This window comes from Vibrio algarum (genome assembly GCF_028204155.1).
Classification (GTDB): domain Bacteria; phylum Pseudomonadota; class Gammaproteobacteria; order Enterobacterales; family Vibrionaceae; genus Vibrio; species Vibrio algarum.
Genome location: NZ_JAQLOI010000001.1, coordinates 3,213,411 through 3,233,569 on the forward strand (window position 1 = coordinate 3,213,411; position 20,159 = coordinate 3,233,569).

21 protein-coding genes and 1 other RNA gene are annotated in these 20,159 nt (G+C 39.5%); 10 read left to right on the forward strand and 12 right to left on the reverse strand.

What is annotated here, in order from left to right; genetic code table 11:
- Positions 1-15 precede the first annotated feature (15 nt).
- Positions 16-594, reverse strand: a complete 579-nt coding sequence (rpoE, locus tag PGX00_RS14990) for an RNA polymerase sigma factor RpoE (RefSeq protein ID WP_272137794.1) — start codon at positions 592-594, stop codon at positions 16-18.
- A gap of 410 nt (positions 595-1,004) precedes the next feature.
- Here rpoE and nadB point away from each other — a divergent pair, with 410 nt between their 5' ends.
- On the forward strand, positions 1,005-2,618 hold the full coding sequence (gene nadB, locus PGX00_RS14995; protein WP_272137796.1) for an L-aspartate oxidase: 1,614 nt from the start codon (positions 1,005-1,007) through the stop codon (positions 2,616-2,618).
- Positions 2,619-2,634: 16 nt separating this feature from the next.
- Here the strand turns inward: nadB and PGX00_RS22965 are convergent, their stop codons facing one another.
- Positions 2,635-3,072 (reverse strand): protein YgfX, encoded by a 438-nt coding sequence (locus PGX00_RS22965; protein WP_407702364.1) that lies wholly within the window; start codon positions 3,070-3,072, stop codon positions 2,635-2,637.
- The gene (locus tag PGX00_RS15000) at positions 3,041-3,301 is read right to left on the reverse strand and encodes an FAD assembly factor SdhE (protein WP_272137797.1); all 261 of its coding nucleotides are present in this window, start codon (positions 3,299-3,301) and stop codon (positions 3,041-3,043) included. Before PGX00_RS15000 ends, PGX00_RS22965 begins: the two co-directional genes overlap by 32 nt.
- Before the next feature lie 176 nt (positions 3,302-3,477).
- On the opposite strand from PGX00_RS15000, the gene ygfZ reads away from it, so the two are divergent.
- The 3 genes from ygfZ (at position 3,478) to PGX00_RS15015 (ending at position 5,682) form a co-directional block, all read left to right on the forward strand.
- The gene (gene ygfZ / locus PGX00_RS15005; RefSeq protein ID WP_272137799.1) at positions 3,478-4,443 is read left to right on the forward strand and encodes a tRNA-modifying protein YgfZ; all 966 of its coding nucleotides are present in this window, start codon (positions 3,478-3,480) and stop codon (positions 4,441-4,443) included.
- The gene (locus PGX00_RS15010; protein ID WP_272137801.1) at positions 4,440-4,907 is read left to right on the forward strand and encodes an aminoacyl-tRNA deacylase; all 468 of its coding nucleotides are present in this window, start codon (positions 4,440-4,442) and stop codon (positions 4,905-4,907) included. Before ygfZ ends, PGX00_RS15010 begins: the two co-directional genes overlap by 4 nt.
- Before the next feature lie 568 nt (positions 4,908-5,475).
- A complete protein-coding gene (locus tag PGX00_RS15015; RefSeq protein ID WP_272137803.1) occupies positions 5,476-5,682 on the forward strand; it encodes a DUF1107 domain-containing protein in 207 nt (68 codons plus the stop codon).
- 82 nt (positions 5,683-5,764) lie between these two features.
- On the opposite strand, the gene PGX00_RS15020 is transcribed toward PGX00_RS15015, so the two are convergent.
- The 3 genes from PGX00_RS15020 to PGX00_RS15030 are packed head-to-tail and all read right to left on the reverse strand — an operon-like array spanning position 5,765 to position 8,772.
- On the reverse strand, positions 5,765-7,006 hold the full coding sequence (locus PGX00_RS15020; RefSeq protein WP_272137805.1) for an FAD-dependent 2-octaprenylphenol hydroxylase: 1,242 nt from the start codon (positions 7,004-7,006) through the stop codon (positions 5,765-5,767).
- 3 nt (positions 7,007-7,009) lie between these two features.
- Entirely contained in the window at positions 7,010-8,185 is a 1,176-nt protein-coding gene (ubiH, locus tag PGX00_RS15025; protein WP_272137807.1) for a 2-octaprenyl-6-methoxyphenyl hydroxylase, read from the reverse strand.
- 14 nt (positions 8,186-8,199) lie between these two features.
- Positions 8,200-8,772, reverse strand: a complete 573-nt coding sequence (locus PGX00_RS15030; RefSeq protein ID WP_272137809.1) for a YecA/YgfB family protein — start codon at positions 8,770-8,772, stop codon at positions 8,200-8,202.
- A gap of 263 nt (positions 8,773-9,035) precedes the next feature.
- Between PGX00_RS15030 and zapA the strand changes: the two genes are divergently transcribed.
- The 5 genes from zapA to serA all read left to right on the forward strand — a co-directional run bounded on the left by zapA (position 9,036) and on the right by serA (position 12,354).
- Positions 9,036-9,332 (forward strand): cell division protein ZapA, encoded by a 297-nt coding sequence (gene zapA / locus PGX00_RS15035; RefSeq protein WP_272137811.1) that lies wholly within the window; start codon positions 9,036-9,038, stop codon positions 9,330-9,332.
- 44 nt (positions 9,333-9,376) lie between these two features.
- Positions 9,377-9,562: non-coding RNA, 6S RNA (gene ssrS, locus PGX00_RS15040), on the forward strand.
- Between the two features lie 2 nt (positions 9,563-9,564).
- On the forward strand, positions 9,565-10,170 hold the full coding sequence (locus PGX00_RS15045; protein WP_272137813.1) for a 5-formyltetrahydrofolate cyclo-ligase: 606 nt from the start codon (positions 9,565-9,567) through the stop codon (positions 10,168-10,170).
- Between the two features lie 79 nt (positions 10,171-10,249).
- The gene (rpiA, locus tag PGX00_RS15050; protein ID WP_272137814.1) at positions 10,250-10,906 is read left to right on the forward strand and encodes a ribose-5-phosphate isomerase RpiA; all 657 of its coding nucleotides are present in this window, start codon (positions 10,250-10,252) and stop codon (positions 10,904-10,906) included.
- Positions 10,907-11,124: 218 nt separating this feature from the next.
- Positions 11,125-12,354, forward strand: coding sequence for a phosphoglycerate dehydrogenase (gene serA / locus PGX00_RS15055; RefSeq protein ID WP_272137815.1), 1,230 nt, complete (start codon positions 11,125-11,127; stop codon positions 12,352-12,354).
- Positions 12,355-12,417: 63 nt separating this feature from the next.
- Here serA and PGX00_RS15060 read toward each other — a convergent pair whose 3' ends face one another.
- Together PGX00_RS15060 and PGX00_RS15065 are read right to left on the reverse strand one after the other, a co-directional pair.
- Positions 12,418-13,119, reverse strand: coding sequence for an oxidative stress defense protein (locus PGX00_RS15060; RefSeq protein ID WP_272137816.1), 702 nt, complete (start codon positions 13,117-13,119; stop codon positions 12,418-12,420).
- 78 nt (positions 13,120-13,197) lie between these two features.
- Positions 13,198-14,097 carry a LysR family transcriptional regulator ArgP gene (locus tag PGX00_RS15065; RefSeq protein ID WP_272137817.1) on the reverse strand — a complete coding sequence of 300 codons (900 nt, stop codon included), beginning with the start codon at positions 14,095-14,097 and terminating at the stop codon, positions 13,198-13,200.
- Positions 14,098-14,213: 116 nt separating this feature from the next.
- On the opposite strand from PGX00_RS15065, the gene PGX00_RS15070 reads away from it, so the two are divergent.
- Positions 14,214-14,840: a LysE/ArgO family amino acid transporter gene (locus PGX00_RS15070; RefSeq protein ID WP_272137818.1), complete on the forward strand. Its 627-nt coding sequence runs from the start codon at positions 14,214-14,216 to the stop codon at positions 14,838-14,840.
- A gap of 322 nt (positions 14,841-15,162) precedes the next feature.
- On the opposite strand, the gene mscS is transcribed toward PGX00_RS15070, so the two are convergent.
- The 4 genes from mscS to epd form a co-directional block, all read right to left on the reverse strand.
- Positions 15,163-16,023 (reverse strand): small-conductance mechanosensitive channel MscS, encoded by an 861-nt coding sequence (gene mscS, locus PGX00_RS15075; protein ID WP_272137819.1) that lies wholly within the window; start codon positions 16,021-16,023, stop codon positions 15,163-15,165.
- Positions 16,024-16,484: 461 nt separating this feature from the next.
- Positions 16,485-17,561, reverse strand: a complete 1,077-nt coding sequence (fbaA, locus tag PGX00_RS15080) for a class II fructose-bisphosphate aldolase (RefSeq protein ID WP_272137820.1) — start codon at positions 17,559-17,561, stop codon at positions 16,485-16,487.
- Positions 17,562-17,705: 144 nt separating this feature from the next.
- Positions 17,706-18,869, reverse strand: coding sequence for a phosphoglycerate kinase (locus tag PGX00_RS15085; RefSeq protein WP_272137821.1), 1,164 nt, complete (start codon positions 18,867-18,869; stop codon positions 17,706-17,708).
- A 135-nt stretch (positions 18,870-19,004) separates the two neighbouring features.
- On the reverse strand, positions 19,005-20,033 hold the full coding sequence (epd, locus tag PGX00_RS15090) for an erythrose-4-phosphate dehydrogenase (RefSeq protein WP_272137822.1): 1,029 nt from the start codon (positions 20,031-20,033) through the stop codon (positions 19,005-19,007).
- Between the last annotated feature and the right edge of the window lie 126 nt (positions 20,034-20,159).

The following is a 20,159-nucleotide window of genomic DNA, read 5'->3' on the forward strand; positions in this document are numbered from 1 at the left end:
CAACCAGAAATAACATTAACGTTTCAAAAGCGGTTCAATTTTCTTTTCAACCGCTTCTCTTGCTCGGAAAATACGCGAACGAACCGTTCCAACAGGACAGTCCATTACTACAGCAATGTCTTCATAACTTAAACCATCAAGCTCTCGAAGTGTCATTGCTGTTTTTAAATCCTCTGGCAGCGCCTCTATCGCACTAAAAACCACACGTTTCAATTCATTGGACAACGCTAAGTTCTCAGGGTTCGATATTTCTTTTAATGCGCTACCCGTTTCGTAATATTCAGCTTCATCAGCGTCCACATCGCTTGCTGGAGGTCTTCTTCCTTGCGCTACTATGTGGTTCTTAGCGGTATTAACTGCAATTCTGTAAAGCCAAGTATAAAAGGCACTTTCCCCTCTAAAATTTGGGATAGCACGATAAGCCTTGATAAATGCTTCTTGCGCGACGTCTTGGACATCACCAGAATTACCAACATACCTAGAGATAAGATTACACACTTTATTTTGGTATTTTATGACCAAAAGATTAAATGCTTGCTTGTCTCCATTCTGAACTCGCTCAATGAGTACTTGATCTGTCAACTGCTCGTTCATTCGAGCACATACTCCTATGTTATCGGCCTTATCTTCTCAGATATGAGCTTTTATTATGCAAAATGTAGTGTTGACACCACCACTTACATGAGCACTATTGTGACTCTAGTAAATTAAAGAAGTTCAATGATTATTGAATATTTTATCAATTTATTGAACAGTGTGGTGTGTAAACAAAAACTGGATGGTTATTCGTTGTTTAAATTACGTTTTAATACGCTTATTAAACACGGCCTAATGGCCTCTTTAAGTGGGATAGTGGAGGCGATATTAATGAATTGCAACCGTTCTTCTGTCTTAATTGTGAAAGAAATTTGAAGACAAAGCCTTTTAGCCACATAATCAATCGTGTAACTCAGTTAAATAAAGAATGCGTAGTTTCGTGTTCTTAAACGGGAATAAATAGATTTATGGACACAAATCGAGATCATCAGTGTGACGTATTAGTTATCGGTAGCGGTGCTGCTGGACTTTCTTTAGCACTTCGTATTGCAAAAAATGCAAAAGTTGTTGTGCTGAGTAAAGGACCAAGAAGCGAAGGTTCTACTTTCTATGCTCAGGGAGGTATTGCTGCTGTTTTTGATGAATCGGATAGTATTGAGTCACACGTCGAGGATACGCTCATAGCAGGAGCCGATCTTTGTGAAAAAGAAACCGTAGAGTTTATTGCTGAAAACGGAAAAGAGTGCGTACAGTGGCTTATCGATGGTGGCGTTCCATTCGATAGAGAAGATGACTATTCTGATGATAAACCTCGCTATCACCTAACGCGAGAAGGTGGCCACAGCCATCGTCGTATACTCCATGCAGCTGATGCAACGGGGATGGCGATGCAAACCTCATTGCAAGACAACGCGCATAACCACCCCAACATTTCTATTTTTGAAAGATACAATGCTCTCGACCTGATTACTGAAGATAAAATTGGTGGCGATGAGACAAAAATAATCGGTGCTTACATATGGAACCGTAACGATGAGCATGTTGAAACTATTCGTGCGAAATTTGTTGTATTAGCCACTGGTGGAGCATCTAAGGTTTATCAATATACTTCAAACCCAGATGTTTCATCTGGAGATGGTATCGCGATGGCATGGCGTGCTGGATGTCGAGTAGCAAACATGGAATTCAATCAATTTCATCCCACTTGCCTATTCCATCCAGAAGCTCGTAACTTTTTGCTTACAGAAGCTTTGCGAGGCGAAGGTGCTTTTCTCCTTCGTCCTGATGGGTCTCGCTTTATGCCAGACTTTGATAAAAGAGAAGAACTCGCCCCACGCGATGTAGTGGCAAGAGCCATCGATTTTGAAATGAAACGATTGGGTGCTGACTGTATGTATTTAGATATCAGTCATAAATCCAAAGATTTTATTGAAAAACACTTCCCAACTATCCATATGCGACTTCAAGACCTCGGTATTGATATGACAAAGGAACCCATCCCTATAGTTCCTGCTGCGCACTATACCTGTGGCGGTGTAATGGTAAATAAACAAGGGCAAACAGACCTAAAAAACCTATATGCTATTGGTGAAGTAAGCTATACCGGTTTACACGGAGCCAATCGTATGGCATCTAACTCCCTTTTAGAATGTGTCGTTTATGCTTGGTCTGCCGCACAAGATATTCTTAATAATATCGGCCTTGCTGAATTACCATCTGAAGTACCAGCTTGGGATGAGAGTCAAGTGTGTAATTCAGACGAAGAAGTTGTTATTCAGCATAATTGGCACGAACTGAGGTTATTTATGTGGGATTACATGGGTATCGTACGCACAGATAAGCGCTTAGAAAGGGCTATGAGGCGAATTCAAATGCTTCAGTTAGAAACTCATGACTATTATAGTAATTTCAGAGTATCTAATAATCTGTTAGAAATGCGTAATTTGCTTCAAGTCGCAGAGCTAATGGTTCGCTGTGCTATGAAACGTAAGGAAAGCAGAGGATTGCATTATACCCTTGATTATCCAAACCTAATGGAAGACTCTGGGCCTACAATATTGGTTCCAGGTGATGAATCCTAAATCACTATTGTGAAAATCATGGAGTGATATAGTCACTCCTTTTTTGGGCTGCTAGAAAGTTAAGCATCACCAAAAGTTGTCGATACTCTTTCTCAACACAAGCATCTCGCCAAATATTAATTTTGACACCTTGAACGGTGGCTATTTGAATCATTAATGGTTTGTATAACGTAAAAATACTTCCACACCTTAAACGCTGGTTATTTAAGGTCAGCTTACCCGAGGAATACAGCTCTAACCTTCCAGAGATTGAAGGCTGCCTTTCAATTAAAAGTTGTCGAATTATAGATGCGATTAAAGACAAAGAAACGACTATCGGCATAGGAGAAATTAAAACAGCCCATATTATTAAAATCAATATACCTGATTGAACAATATGAGCTATTTTAGAAGGGCTTAAATAGAGATGAACTAAGCTATTATTAGCGTAGTTTGCTTCGGTTATGCGCGACAATTTTGTCTATCATATTAGCAAGCTTCTCATCTTCGCTTCTTCCATGCTGCATGACCCAATTAAAAAGATCAGGGTCGTCACACTCTAAAAGAGCAACGAAATCATCTTGTTCAGCCTCAGAAAGTGAGTCAAAGCACTCATCATAAAACGGCATTATTACAACGTCGAGTTCTAGCATTCCTCTACGACATGCCCATTTAATACGTGCTCTTTCTTCTCGTTTATACATCTAACTACCTCTGATTAGTCCTTTATACTGAATATTACAGCGACCTAGACATGATAACGCTAATGGTATAGGTATAAACAATAATGAAACGATAGCTGACAAAAAAATGTAAGCGGATTAACATAATGGCCATAATATACCTACTCAAAGAATAAAATAGCCAAGGCGATACTAATATGGAATGGCAAAACAGATTTACAAAACTAGAATTGGGCTCCAAAGATCCCCTCCCAGAATTAATGGTAAGCGACCTTAACTCATGGAACTTACTCTCTGTAACAGGTGAAGATCAAAAATCATACTTACAAGGTCAACTAACTTGCGATTTAGTCGCACTCGACCCACAAGAGTCGACCCTTGGTGCCCACTGCGATGCAAAGGGTAAAGTGTTAAGTATATTCCGTTGCTTTAAGCACAATGATGGCTATGCGCTTTTTCATCACGCCTCTACAACCGCATCCTCTTTAACTGAAATTAAAAAATATTCTGTTTTTTCTAAAGTAGAATTAGATATCAGTTCCGATATTACGCTCGGAGTACTTGGTAAAAATGCCGACAACTTTATAGATAGTATTACTTCAACCAGGGGAAACGTTCGTACAGTAGAGAATGGCAGCGCCATAAAAGTCGAAGATAATAGATGGATTCTAGTTGTTGATCGCAACTCAATTGCAACAACGCTAGATAAAATGAGTAGCGCAATTTTTGTAGAAGACGATATTTGGGATAAATTTGATATTGAAAGTGGTATACCTAGAATTGTAGAAGGCAATCAGAATACGCAAATTCCTCAAGCGTTTAACCTTCAAGCCATCCATGGCATCAGCTTCAGCAAAGGGTGTTATACGGGTCAGGAAACCGTTGCCAGAGCCAAATATCGAGGAACAAATAAAAGATCCATGTCGATAGTTAAAGGGCACATAGAAATTGCATCTGATTTACCTTTGGAGCTAGAAAGAAGCGTAGGCGAAAACTGGCGTTCAGTCGGAACAATCTTTACTCATTATCGATATACAGATGGTTTGGCCATGGGTTTAATTGTTCTTCCTAATAATCTTGAACAAGATACAAAGTTTAGATTAGCTAATCAGCCTAGCTCTATCTGGCAGATAGTCGATCTTCCATATGAAATTGAAGAATGATAAAAACAAAAATCACCGCGTTATTAGATCAAGAAGGGGTGGCATATCGTGTGCTACCTCATTCATCTCCAAGCACATCAATCGTTGAAACAGCGGCACAGAGAGGTATACCTACATCTAAAATGGTCAAATCCATACTTTTACGAGATATGGATGATAATTACATCATCGCTTGCGTCCCTGGTAATAAACCCGTTGATCCTAAAAAAATCCGAGCCTTTTTAAAGTGCCGACGCATAACATGTGTATCGCTCAACGAGGTAGAAGCAGTAACCGGATATCAAGTTGGGACTATTTCTCCACTCCTATTAAAGTTCCCCATACCTATTTTCTTCGATAGTAGCTTGTTAGATATGCAAGAAATCACGATTAGTAGTGGTTGTAATATGGCAGGCATAGCGCTCAACATTCACGATTTAATTTCACTTTGCCTCCCTCAAATCACCGATATTATTAGAGATTAACTTTATCAAAGTTGAGAATTACTGTAACAGCAGACAAAAATATTGGAACAGATGCACAATAATCCAACCTCAAGCATGCATTTTTATTCAAATATAAAAGCATTACTATTCATTTGGAGTTATCTCCTATATGCTCTCTCACCCTGTTTTTATACTCCATTAACATCTAAAAACAGGCAAAGTGAATCCACTGATTGAGTCAGTAATATCCACTTTTGTGTAATGCATCTGTGACTATTCGCCCGCCACTTTTGGCGGGCTTTTTTTTGCCCAATAGATCACTCTCTTAATACAAAAAATTAAAAATGGTCTATCCTTTTAATGTATCTATTGTCGATTGTACAAAGTTTCATCGATAGTGGTTTTTGAGTATTTAATCAATTGCTAATTAATAATTACATTTGAGGTGCATATCACATCCAGATAGAGATAACTCTTCAATTTTGATGAAATCAGCACAAAAATCCAAATTGCTGTTTATTGTAACGAGATTCCACCGAATCAGTCACAATACTTTCACGTACCGAAAGGTATAATTCGCATCGTACGGTATATAAAAGGATAAGACATGAGGCTGTTTAAGCGCTATGCTCCAAGTATGATAGCTAAGCATATAAGTAGACTTTTTAAAGGAAGAATATACATATACGGAATAGGTAAATTTGAATTTGATAATGGGAAGTTAATCATCCCAGAAAAAGCAGAAAGGCGTCATTTCAAAACGGTTAAAGAGGTCAATCAAGAGATAATGAGACTTCGTTGTGCATACGCATAATTATTTAGATAACACTGACGAATAAAACAATACATAAACTAAAAAGGTTGGCAATTGCCAACCTTTTTAGTTTTCAGTTCAATTAGTTATCAACATTTGAGCAACTAAAGTAATGCTCTCGCATCGCTAATTCCGGCAGATTTCCTTTTAAACCTAGAGCTCGTTTCATTACTTCATCTTTTGCTCCCGGCAATCGACTAGCGAGCGTCATACCAATACCTCGAATAAGTTTTTTGGCAGGGTTATTTCCTTCAAACAGATCCTTAAACCCTTGCATAGCTGCAATGACTTTTGCAGCTTCGGCTTTACGCCAACGCTCATACGTACGTAAATTACTGCGTTTACCAATATCTTCTCCAGTGTTCCATAACCGAATGACTTCTTGTGCAAGACTGGCTGCATCTAATAATCCTAAATTAACACCCTGTCCTGCTAGTGGGTGGATCGTATGTGCAGCATCTCCAACTAATGCAATTCTGTCTAAGGCAAAATCTCTGGCATATCTCATTTTTAACGGGAACGCTTGCCTCTCACCGATCAGTTTGCACTTACCTAATCTCATATCAAACTCTGCGCTTAGCTGTTTATTAAATTCGTCTTCAGACATAGAAAGCAGCTGACTGGCTCTATTCGGCTCAGTTGACCATACAATAGAGCTTAGGTTCTCATCAGATAAAGGAAGAAAAGCCAGTGGACCTAGTGGAGTAAATACCTGTCTTGCTACCTTTTCATGGCTTTCGACAGTCTGAATATTAGCAACCAAAGCACTGTGCCCATAATCCCAATGAGTCAGCGGGATATCAGCTTGCTGTCGAACCCAAGAGTTCGCACCATCAGCACCAACAACTAATTTGGTAGTTAAAGATTGGCCTGTATCAAGCGTCAACCACGCTTCACTTTCCCCTATAGCAAGCGTATTACATTTAGCAGGCATGAAGAGAGATACATTTTCTTGGGCTACAATTTTCTCAAGCAGAGCAAGCTGGATGACTCTATTCTCTACAATATGACCTAAATTGGGCTGGCCAAGATATGTTGAATTAAATTCTATACGCGCAAAACTATCTTGCTCCCAGACTTCCATAGCACTATACGGTGACGCTCTTCTCTGCTCTATTCCAGACCAAGCACCAACATTTTTTAATATCTGCTCACTTGCTCGACTTAAAGCGGAAACTCGGACGTCTGCCAATTCACTTAGCTCTTTTTCCGGTTCATAGCCTTCTATTACCGCTATACGTAAATCCGCATCTTTAAGGGCTGCCGCTAACGTAAGCCCCACCATTCCACCGCCAATTATCGTAATATCAAAACTTTGCATCATAATTTATCTTTTCACCAAGCCCATTGTTCTTCTTAACAACGGTGATTTGAATAAAGGAATATTGTCCATAGTCATAAGTGCAAGGTTTCGCCCTATGCGTAAAGAGAGCCAATCATTAGAAAAAACACTTACCATACCAGCAATTAAACTTATCGTTTGAGTACGATCATGCTCTCGACATTCTCGGTATTGACTCAATACCGAATAGTCTCCAACATCTTTTTTTCCCGTAATACAATCAACTAGACTCGCGATATCTCGAATTCCAAGGTTAAACCCTTGGCCAGCAATAGGATGCAACAACTGAGCGGCATTGCCTACGGTAGCAAATCGATGAGAAACAACCTGATCTTTCTGCTTTAAAACTAAGGGATAACTAGCTGCCGTACCAACCTTAGTAATTTTACCCAGCCGCCACCCAAACGCGTGTTGTAACTGAGCAATAAATGTTTCTTCTGGTAACCTAACCACCTTTTCAGCTTCTGTAGGCTCTAAACACCATACAACTGACATTCTATTTTTAGACATAGGTAATAATGCTAGAGGTCCACTTGTTGTAAAACGTTCAAACGCTCTACCATTATGTTTTTCGGATACTTCTACGTTTGCAATAACAGCCGTTTGATTGAAGTCCAGCTCACTATTACTATGGCCTAAACTATGGCTGCATATCGAATCTGCGCCATCAGCTGCAACCAAAAGTTTGCATCTCAATTCGTTGCCACTACCGAGTTTAATTAAGTTACTTTCAATATCTCTTGAAATTGATGCTACTGAATCTGGACAAAAATAATCTATATTGCCTGATTGTGAGATAAGCTGACTGTAAAGAGACCCGACAGCTGCTAACTCAACAACATAACCTAATGCAGCAACATTTTCTTCATTCTTGTCTATTTCAGTCATTCCTGCATGGCCGCGATCAGATACATGAATGTGATTGATTGCGGTAGTCAAAGGTTCAATTTTAGACCAAAGCTTAAACTGCTCTAAAATTAATTTAGTACCGTACGACAAGGCGATAGATCGTGAATCAAACCCCGGATGATTATCTTTATCCACCCTAAAAGGCTCAACAACCGCAATGGAAAGTGCACCATTAGATGCTTGGCTTAAAGCCAGAGCTAAAGTTGCCCCTGCCATTGCTCCACCAGCTATTGCAATATCGTAAGTTTTCATTTCGTTATTTCACCTTAGTGAATCGTTGGAGCTGTTTTTTCTTGAAGTGGCTTTTTACCAAACTCTGCATGGATAATGAGTACACATGCCTTCACATGTTCAATAACCTGCTCTAATATGTCCGCTTGTTCTTGTAAATCGTCATCTTCATCTATACCTAGCTTACTAATTTCTTCTAGGTCAGTCAGGGCTTCTTTGACATCTCTAGATGCACCTTTCAATGCAACATTGACTAAACCAAGGCCTGAAATAAAGTGATTAACCCATTCAGACAAAGCATCTGCCATTTCCATTAAGTCAGCGTCATCATCAGGTAGTAACATAAACAGATCCATCCCTGTACCGGTTAACTCATCTATACTTACCGATAAAACAGACTCTGCATACTTTAAAGCCTTGTCTGGCCACCCCATCCCATCATTCGTATAATCAAAAATCAGTGGTTGCCAACTTTTGTCTGAGATAGACAACCCACCACTAAGCATACCGACTAATAATCCATGTAATTCTGCTGGAGTGACAGAAAGTTTAGAAGACTGAAGTCCTAATGCTATAGTTACGTAGTCTGGAAGAGTTGTTTTGCTCATGGTTGCTCACATTGTTTAGTAAAGGTAACGTATTCTAACATTTCCACATGTTAGCGAAAACTGAAAGAAAAATTGATTACCTTTTGGACATATTGGGGATTTACTGTGTAGTTACATCGCCATTTTGCTAGTAATAACGTGAAATACTTGAATCTTCACAAGGCATTTTCTATAGTGCTTGCTCTGTGGCAGCACAAATATATACCCAAGTAATTTTAGAATGCAGGTTATTTGGGTATATACGTGATAAGAGTTCATTCACTATGAGTAATCATGCGGTTGAAATTGAGATATTAGGTAAACTGACTCGGGTCAATTGTCCACCAGGTCAGGAAGAGTCTTTGCGTCAAGCTGCGTTAGACTTGGATAATCGACTAAAAGAGATGAATGAGCGAACTAAAGTATCTAATACAGAAAAATTGCTCACTATCGCTGCGCTCAATGTTTGCTATGAATTACAACAAATAAAGAGCGAAAAGAACAACAATCAAGATCAAATATCAAAGCGTATAGAACAACTTAGTGCTTCATTGGATGAGGCACTTAACTTACCGAAGTGATTTTTCACTCGGATAAGTGTTTAGCTAGGATTGCTGTAACCTAATTTACCCTGGGGTGTTTGTCAGCAGGATTTAAGTCCCTGAGCCGATAAGCAATACCCAAGGGTTAGTACTTGATTACTATTGAGCAAGCTCGGCTCGTATCGAGAAGCCTACGGTAGTCATTGCTGATCCGCCTTGAACCAGCTGGTTCAAGGGCCATTAATCCTCAACGGCACTCTGGGGTATCCTTATGCAAGACAAACGTATAACAATACGAAATGATATCAGACAAAAAAGAAACAACCTTTCTTCCCTTGAACAAACGTTAGCGGCAGCCGATACGCTGTCAAAAATAAAGCACCTGACTCCACTTCAAGAAGCACAAAATATAGCCCTTTATCTTTCGGTCGATGGTGAACTAGACACCACCCCAATCATTGAATATCTCTGGCAAGAAGGCAAAAACGTTTACTTACCAGTGTTACATCCTTTTTCCAAAGGACATCTGCTTTTTCTACGTTATGATAAAGACACACCAATGATCGAGAACAAGTTCAATATAAAAGAACCGAAACTCGACCAAACAAAACTACTTCCTATTGCCAAACTGGATATCATATTTACACCACTAGTTGCTTTCGACGAAACGGGAAATAGGTTAGGGATGGGAGGTGGTTATTACGACAGAAGCTTAGAAAAATGGTTTAAAACAGGTCAAGGCGCAGTCCCAATTGGCATTGCACACGAATGTCAGAAAGTTGATAGATTACCGCATCAAAGTTGGGATATCCCCTTACCAATAATAATTACACCACGTAAAGTTTGGCAATGGTCACTCGCTTCATTGGGAAATTAATCAATTAATCGCTATAATCCGCACGCATTATAAAGACTATCATACCCTAATTATTTAATTATACGTTCTGGAGAACATCATGACACAAGATGAAATGAAGAAGGAAGCTGGCTGGGCGGCGCTTAAATATGTTGAAGCAGGAAGCATTGTTGGTGTTGGTACAGGCTCAACGGTAAAGCACTTCATTGACGCACTTGGAACAATGAAAGATGACATCAAAGGGGCCGTATCAAGCTCGGTAGATTCAACAGAGAAGCTAAAAGCTTTGGGTATCGAAGTATTTGACTGTAATGAAGTAGACAAACTAGATGTCTATGTTGATGGTGCCGACGAGATTAATCCAGCGAAAGAAATGATCAAAGGTGGTGGCGCAGCACTCACTCGAGAAAAAATTGTTGCTGCTATCTCAGAAAAATTCATCTGCATTGTAGATGGTACTAAAGCGGTTGATGTGATGGGTGAGTTTCCATTACCTGTAGAAGTGATCCCAATGGCTCGCTCATATGTTGGCCGTGAACTGGTTAAATTAGGTGGTGACCCGGCTTACCGTGAAGGTGTCACAACGGACAATGGCAATATTATTATTGACGTCTATGGTTTAAAAATCACTAATCCAAAACAACTTGAAGATCAAATTAATTCATTGGCCGGTGTTGTCACTGTTGGTCTTTTCGCTCATCGTGGTGCCGATGTCGTCATTACTGGTACACCTAATGGTGCAAAAATCGAAGAGTAAATCTTAAGTTTTCCGTAACTTGACTACAAACGGTGCATTTATGCACCGTTTTTTATTATTTATTCCGTAATATTCTTACCCTTTTGCCAGTTTTTTTGATAATTTAGTAGTCAGAAAATGTACAGAAATATCATTTGGCGATTACGCCAGACAAGGTTTATACATTAATTACTATAATTTGTGCCGACGAAAACACCCCATTTTAAGGACGAGAATAAATGGCTAAAGTATCACTGGAAAAAGATAAGATTAAAATTCTATTATTAGAAGGATTACACCCTTCAACAGTAGAGGTTTTGGAATCTGCTGGTTATACCAATATTGAATACCACAAAGGCTCTCTATCTGATAAAGAGTTACTAGAAGCCGTAAAAGATGTGCACTTTATTGGAATTCGCTCCCGAACCAACTTATCTGAAGAAGTATTCCAAGCAGCTAATAAGTTAGTTGCTGTTGGTTGTTTCTGCATCGGGACAAACCAAGTAAACTTGAAATCAGCGGCAAAACGTGGGATTCCAGTTTTTAATGCCCCATTCTCCAATACGCGCAGTGTGGCAGAGTTAGTATTAGGCCAAATTTTACTTATGCTCCGTGGCATCCCAGAGAAAAATGCATTAGCACACAGAGGGATATGGAAAAAATCAGCAGATGGTTCATACGAAGCTCGCGGTAAAAGACTCGGTATAATAGGTTATGGCCATATTGGTACTCAACTCGGTATTATTGCTGAAAACTTAGGTATGCGCGTTTATTTCTACGATATAGAAAACAAATTATCTTTGGGTAACGCCACTCAAATTCATACCATGGCTGAGTTACTTAATAAGTGTGACGTCATTTCACTTCACGTACCTGAAACTGATGGTACAAAGAACATGATGGGTGCAGAAGAGTTTTCACTAATGAAACCGGGGGCTATTTTTATTAACGCGGCTCGCGGAACAGTTGTTGATATTCCAGCGTTGTGTGGGGCTCTTGAATCAGGTCACCTTGGTGGCGCTGCTGTTGATGTATTCCCAACGGAACCAAAAACAAATGCAGACCCATTTGAATCTCCATTAATGAAATTCGATAACGTTATTTTAACGCCACATGTAGGTGGTTCCACTCAAGAAGCACAAGAAAACATAGGTATTGAAGTTGCTGGCAAACTCGCTAAGTATTCTGATAATGGTTCAACGCTCTCTTCAGTAAACTTCCCTGAAGTATCTTTACCTATTCATAAAAATGCTTCTAGACTGCTACATATCCACGAAAACCGTCCAGGTATTTTGACTCAAATTAACACCATCTTCGCCGAAGAAGGGATTAACATTGCTGGTCAGTACCTTCAGACAAATGCTGAAATGGGTTATGTCGTTATTGATGTTGAAGCAAGTCGCTCGCAAGAAGCACTTGTTAAATTGAAAGAGATTGAGGGTACAATTAGAGCGCGATTGCTGCACTAATTTAATTACGCTTTCTTCCGTATGTAAAAGGCATCGAATTCGATGCCTTTTACATATTTGAAATTAGTTAGACAATTTATATGTGACCGTCACTTTGTCCCTAATAACTAATTTCGAATCTTCGTACCCATTCGGGGAAATGCCGGTATTGTTATCCATTGCCATCGCTTTCATCATGGTTGGTTGAGTATGTGAACTGTTATAGGAAATGCGCCATACTCCATCTAATTCTATATCAAAACCCTTTGCCAATGACTCTGCTTTTTCGTTCGCATCATTAATAGCAGCCTTCCTCGCCATTATTTGATGTTCTTTTTGATTTTTTACTTTAAGTTCGATTGAGTCAATTCGATTTATTCCCGCGTCTAATGCTCTATCTAGATAGTGATTTAAGTCCTCAAGCTGATTTACCATTACCGTTATACTTCTCGTTGCCTGATAGCCTACCAACTCAGATTTACCGGATTTAAGATAGCTAAATTTAGGAGACAAATGGATGTTGGTTGCTGTGATTTCATCTCTATTTACCCCGGCGTCAGTCAATCTCTCAATAAACTTACTCACGACACTATCCACTCTTTTTTTAGCGTTTTCGGCGGTAAGCGTTGACTCTTCAACCCTAACAGTAAACTCAGCCATATCCGGCTTTAAAACTACCTGTCCATAGCCCGTCGTCTCAAGGTAAGGAAAGTCCCAGTTTTCAGCCCAAGAAGGAAAGCTGTAAAATGACAAAATTGCCATAGCTAAAGTAAACAGTTTTTTCATTCTAATAACCTTTGTCATTCTTCATAACTTGATATCTTAACGATTAAAGCTTCATTTCGGTCATCGAAAAGTTAGGTTTTACTTCTGTTGTGGGAGCGTTTCTTTCGCATATTGAATAATTGCGTTAGAGAGTTGTTTTAACACTCCGCTTTCTAACTGCCAATGATGCCAATACAACTCATTAGAGATACTATGCTCCGGGACAATATTAATTAAGCATCCTTGTTCTAGTTCCTGACAAATTTGCAGTTTAGGTATCAGTGAGTAAGCCACACCTAAACTAGTCAAACTAACAAAGGCTTCCGAACTTCTCACCGTATGCTTAACAACATTGCTAATAGACAATGAAAAATGTTTTTTAATAAATTGTTCATGCATATGATCGTATTGATTAAATACAACCGCTGGAGCCTCCAACAACGCCTCTCTCGTAACACCGTTAGGGAAATAACGCTGGCAAAAATCCGGACTAGCTACGCATATATACTCTGAAACCCCCAAATAGTCTGCTGTACAGCCTGGTATAGACGTATCTTCTATACATATTGCCCCTACTACTTCCCCTGTTCTTAGCTTCTCTAAAGTTCGACTTTCATCATCAACAACAAAGTTAAGCGCGAGCTTAGATTCAACAAGAAGCGGAGCAAGGCTAGGCAGGACCCAAGTCGCTAGACTATCTGCATTGGTCGCAATTGACACATCGATCGGCAAGTCGTTTCTACTAGTTAGTTCAGGTAAGAGATCTTGCTCCAGTAACGAAACTCTGCGATAAAGGCCTAACAACTTCTGCCCTACCAGCGTTGCTCTTGGTGGTTGCTCTCTTACTAAAACTGGCTGAGAAGACCACTTTTCCAATTGCTTGATTCTCTGAGAAACTGCTGATTGAGAAATACACAATATTTGGGCCGCTTTCTCAAAACTGCGATAATTAACCACGGCATCTAGTGCTTCAATCCAGCGATAATCCATTCCTCTCATAACGTCCCCGCTAATGCGTATTAGTTTTACTAATTATATATTAATATTATTAGTTATGTTTATGGGTGTTTTTTAACTATGCTCTACCGCAGTTCTCATAAATTTAAGGCGTAAATGTGAGTTTTTGGATTATGTTCCAAGGTTTTGGGCTAGGTGCGAGTATGATAATTCCCATTGGTGCGCAGAATGCTTATGTTCTAAATCAGGGTATAAAAAGAAATTATCATCTAACCACCGCAACACTTTGCAGTTTAATAGACGCTTTATTAATCTCGCTCGGGGTCTTTGGCGGTGGTGCCATTTTGTCTCAAAATGAACTTTTACTAAGTACTGTAACGGTTGGCGGTATCGCTTTTCTTACATTTTATGGTTATTTATCCCTTAAAAGTGCATTTAGTTCTCAAACCGAAAAACTAGATGTTAATGCCATCACCAAAAGTCGGCGCAGCGTCATCCTAAGTGTGCTCGCGGTATCCCTACTCAATCCACATGTCTATTTAGACACGGTTGTTGTACTTGGGTCCATTGGTGGTCAATTTGAAGGAAACGATAGAATATCTTTTGCTATTGGTACAATGGCCGCCTCTTTTGTCTGGTTTTATGCCTTGTCGATTTCTGCTGCTAAGCTTGCAACAACATTGTCAAAGCCTAGAGTAAAAGCCGGCATAGACATTGGTGTTGCTCTCATTATGTTCTTGATCGCCGCCTCTCTTGCCAAAGAGCTTATCACTCAATATTTTTAACATGAACAATCCATATCTTGAATCTTGAACCTTGAATCTTGAATCTTGAACCTTGAATCTTGAATCTTGAATCTTGAATCTTGAACCTTGAATCTTGAATCTTGAATCTTGAACCTTGAATCTTGAATCTTGAATCTTGAATCTTGAATCTTGAATCTTGAATCTTGAATCTTGAATAAAAAAATGCCTTTTAAAAATACCAATGCAAATCGTTTTTTCTAGATTCGAGAAGCGAAGCGCTCAAGACTCTAATCCCATTCACATCAATTTTTAACTAAAAAAACCCCAACTTGGGGTTTTTTATGACAATTATGACGATGACTTAATCAGCTTTATTAAGGTGAACATCCATTTGCGGGAATGGAATTTCAATACCTTCTTTGTCCAACTCTTCTTTGATAGCTTGAAGAGTATCAAAATACACTCCCCAATAGTCAGCGGTGCGACACCAAGGACGAACAACAAAATTAACAGAAGAATCCGCAAGAGCGACTACACCAACGGTGATTCCAGGCTCTTTCAAAATACGCTCATCAGCTTCCAGAACTCGCGTGATGACTTCTTTCGTCTTCTGAAGATCTGCGCTGTAAGAGACACCGATAACATGATCTACACGACGAGTATCATGATGAGAATAGTTAACAATTGCGCCACCAATTACGCCACCATTAGGAACAACAACCATCTTATTATCTGGTGTAGTTAATACCGTCTGAAAGATTTGGATAGAACTTACTGAACCTGCTACTCCACCGATTTCAACATAATCACCCGATTTAAATGGACGGAAAGCAACAATCAATACACCTGCAGCAAAGTTAGAAAGAGACCCTTGCAGAGCTAAACCAACCGCTAAACCAGCCGCACCGATAACGGCAACAACAGAAGCCGTTTGAACGCCAAGTCGTCCTAATGCTGCTATTAATACGATTACAAAAAGCAGGTAACGCACTAATGCATGAACAAAATCGACAACGGCTTTATCCATCTCTTTTTTATTCAGTACTTTAGCAACGCTATTTGCAATAGCTTTTACAATAATATTACCTATAAATAGAATCAGAACCGCGGAAATAATATTTACACCATACTGAATTAATAGCTCTGAATTATTTGTAAACCATTGCTCTGCCATAGAGAAAGTATCGGCTACTTCCGCAACCACTGTGTCTTCACTCGCCATCTATATATCCTCAAAATTTTAATATTAACTTCCATCTGTACCACAGCCTTAACATCCACTGCACCACATTATCTTCTGTCACTACATAGTAAAAATATTAAAGGTCATAAGCCAAGTTACACATTTTTCACCAAAAATAATAACTCGTTAAGTTTACTACCGAATATTCTTATACAGAGCAATACGATAGCGTACGAAGTACCACAAAATCCAGTGTATTAAATAAGAAATAAACTAAATATTCGGAATACTTAACGCCCACGACCTATAAGACCAACTTATACAAAGGAGAAGATAACTATTAAATTATTATTTTCATAGGGTTACAGAGTGGAATGTGTATCTTATTTAAGAGAGAAGGTGATTTTGAGGGTATTCGTTCGGTATTACATCACCGCATTGATTTTTTGACATAAAAAAACCGCTCTTTAAGAGCGGTTTTTCTCAACAAGAAGGACGAATTATAGTACGTCTACTGCGTTAAGGTCAGCGAATGCTTTTTCAAGACGTGCAACCATAGATACTTGACCAGCACGTAACCATACGCGTGGATCATAGTATTTTTTGTTAGGCGCAGCTTCACCTGTTGGGTTACCAATTTGACCTTGTAGGAAATCACGGTTAGTAGCTTCGTACTGACGGATACCATCCCAACATGCCCACTGAGTATCAGTATCGATGTTCATTTTAATAACACCGTAGCCGATAGACTCTTGGATTTCTGCTTCAGAAGAACCAGAACCACCGTGGAATACGAAGTTAAGAGCATTTGGAGCAATACCAAATTTCTCAGCACAGTATGCTTGAGAATCACGTAGAATCGTAGGAGTAAGTACAACGTTACCAGCTTGGTAAACACCATGTACGTTACCGAAAGATGCTGCGATAGTGAAGTTAGGGCTAATAGCGTTTAGTTTCTCATAAGCGTATGCAACGTCTTCTGGAGAAGTGTAAAGCTCAGATGCGTCCATATCAGAGTTATCTACGCCATCTTCTTCGCCACCAGTACAACCTAGTTCGATTTCAAGAGTCATACCCATTTTCGCCATACGAGCAAGGTATTGACCTGAAATTTCGATATTCTCTTCTAAAGACTCTTCAGAAAGGTCGATCATGTGAGAAGAGAAAAGAGGCTTACCAGTTTGAGCAAAGTACTCTTCACCAGCGTCTAGTAATCCGTCGATCCAAGGCAGAAGTTTCTTAGCTGCGTGGTCAGTATGAAGAATAACTGGAACACCATAAGCTTCAGCAACTGCATGTACATATTTAGCACCAGCGATACCACCAAGAACAGCAGCAGCTTGACCTTCTAGCTTAACGCCCTTACCAGCAAAGAATGATGCGCCGCCGTTAGAGAACTGAACGATAACAGGAGCTTTAGCTTTCGCTGCTGCTTCTAACACTGCGTTCACAGAATCTGTACCGATACAGTTAACTGCAGGTAGTGCGAAGTTGTTTTCTTTTGCAACTTCAAATACTTTTTGTACGTCTGCTCCAGAGATAACACCTGGTTTTACGAAATCGAAGATCTTAGACATGGAATGAGTCCTATTTTCTGTCGTTTTAAATTAATTTCTTACAAATTTGCAATCGTTTGCTCATAACGCGCACGGCATTCTAACAATAAATAGCCAGCATCAGCAAACAGAAAGGCGGGAGTATTTTCCCGCCTCTTTAAATCATTATGCTTTAGCACGCTCTTCAAGCATTGCTACAGCAGGAAGTACTTTGCCTTCAACAAACTCAAGGAACGCACCACCACCAGTTGAGATGTAAGATACGTCGGCTTTAATACCGAATTTGTCGATTGCAGCCAGAGTATCACCACCACCAGCTACAGAGAAACCTTCTGAATCAGCAATTGCTTTTGAGATACCAGCTGTACCAGCTTCAAAGTTTTTGAATTCGAATACGCCAACAGGTCCGTTCCAAAGAATCGTTTTAGCATTACCGATAATTTCAGCAAGTGCCGCTGTTGAATCTGGGCCAAGGTCGAAAATCATGTCGTCGTCTTGTACATCAGCAACATTTTTGATTTCTGCTTCAGCATTTTCATCAAACGCTTTTGCACAAGCAACATCTGTTGCTACTGGAATAGAACACTCTTTCATTAGCTTCTGAGCCGTTTCAACAAGGTCTGCTTCATAAAGAGACTTACCTACATTGTGGCCTTCAGCAGCGATAAATGTATTCGCGATACCACCACCAACAACAAGTTGATCGGCAATTTTAGATAGTGACTCAAGAACAGTCAGTTTAGTAGAAACCTTAGAACCACCAACGATAGCAACAAGCGGACGTGCAGGGTTGTCCATTGCTTTTCCTAGAGCTTCTAATTCAGCAGCAAGTAGAGGACCAGCACAAGCAACTGGAGCGTTAGTACCAACACCATGAGTTGAAGCTTGAGCACGGTGAGCCGTACCAAATGCATCCATTACGAATACGTCACAAAGCGCTGCATATTTCTTAGAAAGCTCTTCTTCGTTTTTCTTCTCGCCTTTGTTAAAGCGAACGTTTTCAAGAACAACAAGTTCACCGGTGTTTAGCTCAAGACCATCTAAGTAGTCTTTTGCTAATTTCACTTCACAATCAAGAGCATCGTTTAGATAATTAACTACAGGTGCTAGAGAGAACTCTTCAGCGTATTCACCTTCTGTAGGGCGACCTAGGTGAGAAGTAACCATTACTTTAGCGCCAGCTTCTAGGCATAGCTTAATAGTAGGAAGTGATGCAAGAATACGTGCATCTGAAGTTACTTTGCCATTTTTTACTGGTACGTTTAGGTCAGCACGGATAAATACACGTTTACCTGCTAGATCCAGGTCAGTCATCTTGATTACAGACATGGTTTGTCCTCTCGATTTATAAATTAAGAAAGTTTATTTAGCCCGGTATTGTACCGAACTTAGAAATTCTTTAACTGTTGCTTAGATGTATATAATAGCAATTTATTTCACAGGGTAAATAAATTATTTTTTATACTATTTCTCGCATGAATGCATTACAACAGCAGTGTCTAGCATTCTATTGGCGAAACCCCATTCGTTGTCACACCAAACAAGCATTTTTACTAGACGACCATCACTAACCCTAGTTTGCGTTCCATCCACAATTGCACTGTGTGAATCATGATTAAAGTCGATCGAAACTAATGGTTTTTCAGTATAGTCAACAATGTGACGTAATGTACACTGAGATGCCTCTATGATGGTTTGATTTACGTCATTAACTTTCACTTTTGTGTTAATTGTGACGCTTAAATCCATTGCTGTCACATTTACTGTGGGTACTCGTACCGAAATCGCTTCAAATTTGTTGGAAAATTTCGGAAATATTCTTTCAATCCCTTTATGAAGTTTTGTATCTACAGGAATGATTGACTGACTAGCAGAACGGGTTCTTCTTAAATCAGGATGGTAAGCATCAATCACTTGTTGGTCGTTCATTGACGAATGGATCGTAGTGATAGTGCCAGAATCGATTCCAAACGCCTCATCTAACACCTTAATGATCGGTACAATACAGTTAGTTGTACAGGAGCCGTTTGAAACGATATTGTGCTTTTTCAATAATGTCTCATGATTGACACCATAAATAATCGTATTGTCGAGATCATTTGCACCAGGGTGAGAGAACAACACCTTTTTCGAACCAGCAGCAATATGTTTGAGTCCATCATCTCTATTACCATATACGCCTGTACAATCTAAAACGATATCAACGTGTAGATCTCGCCATGGTAATAATTCAATATCCGCTAAGTGAAGAATTCTAACCGAGTCAAACTCACCATTTTCATGATGAATAAAGAGGTGTTCTTGATCGTTAGATATTTTTTTACCAAAGCGCCCATGACTCGTATCGTATTGAAGAAGATGCGCCATCGCATCGGGTAGTGCTAATTCATTAACAGCAACTATCTGAATATGAGAGTTTTTTCCACTCTCATATAAGGCTCTCAGCACATTACGGCCTATCCTGCCAAAACCATTAATCGCTATTTTTAGCATCAACGTTACTCTCATCCTTTTTATTTGAAGAAAGATAATACTGTATATAAATAAAAATGCATGTGTAAAAAAACCGAGCTTGAGCTCGGTTTTTTTATTTACCAACTCTTGTTACAATAGTGGCTT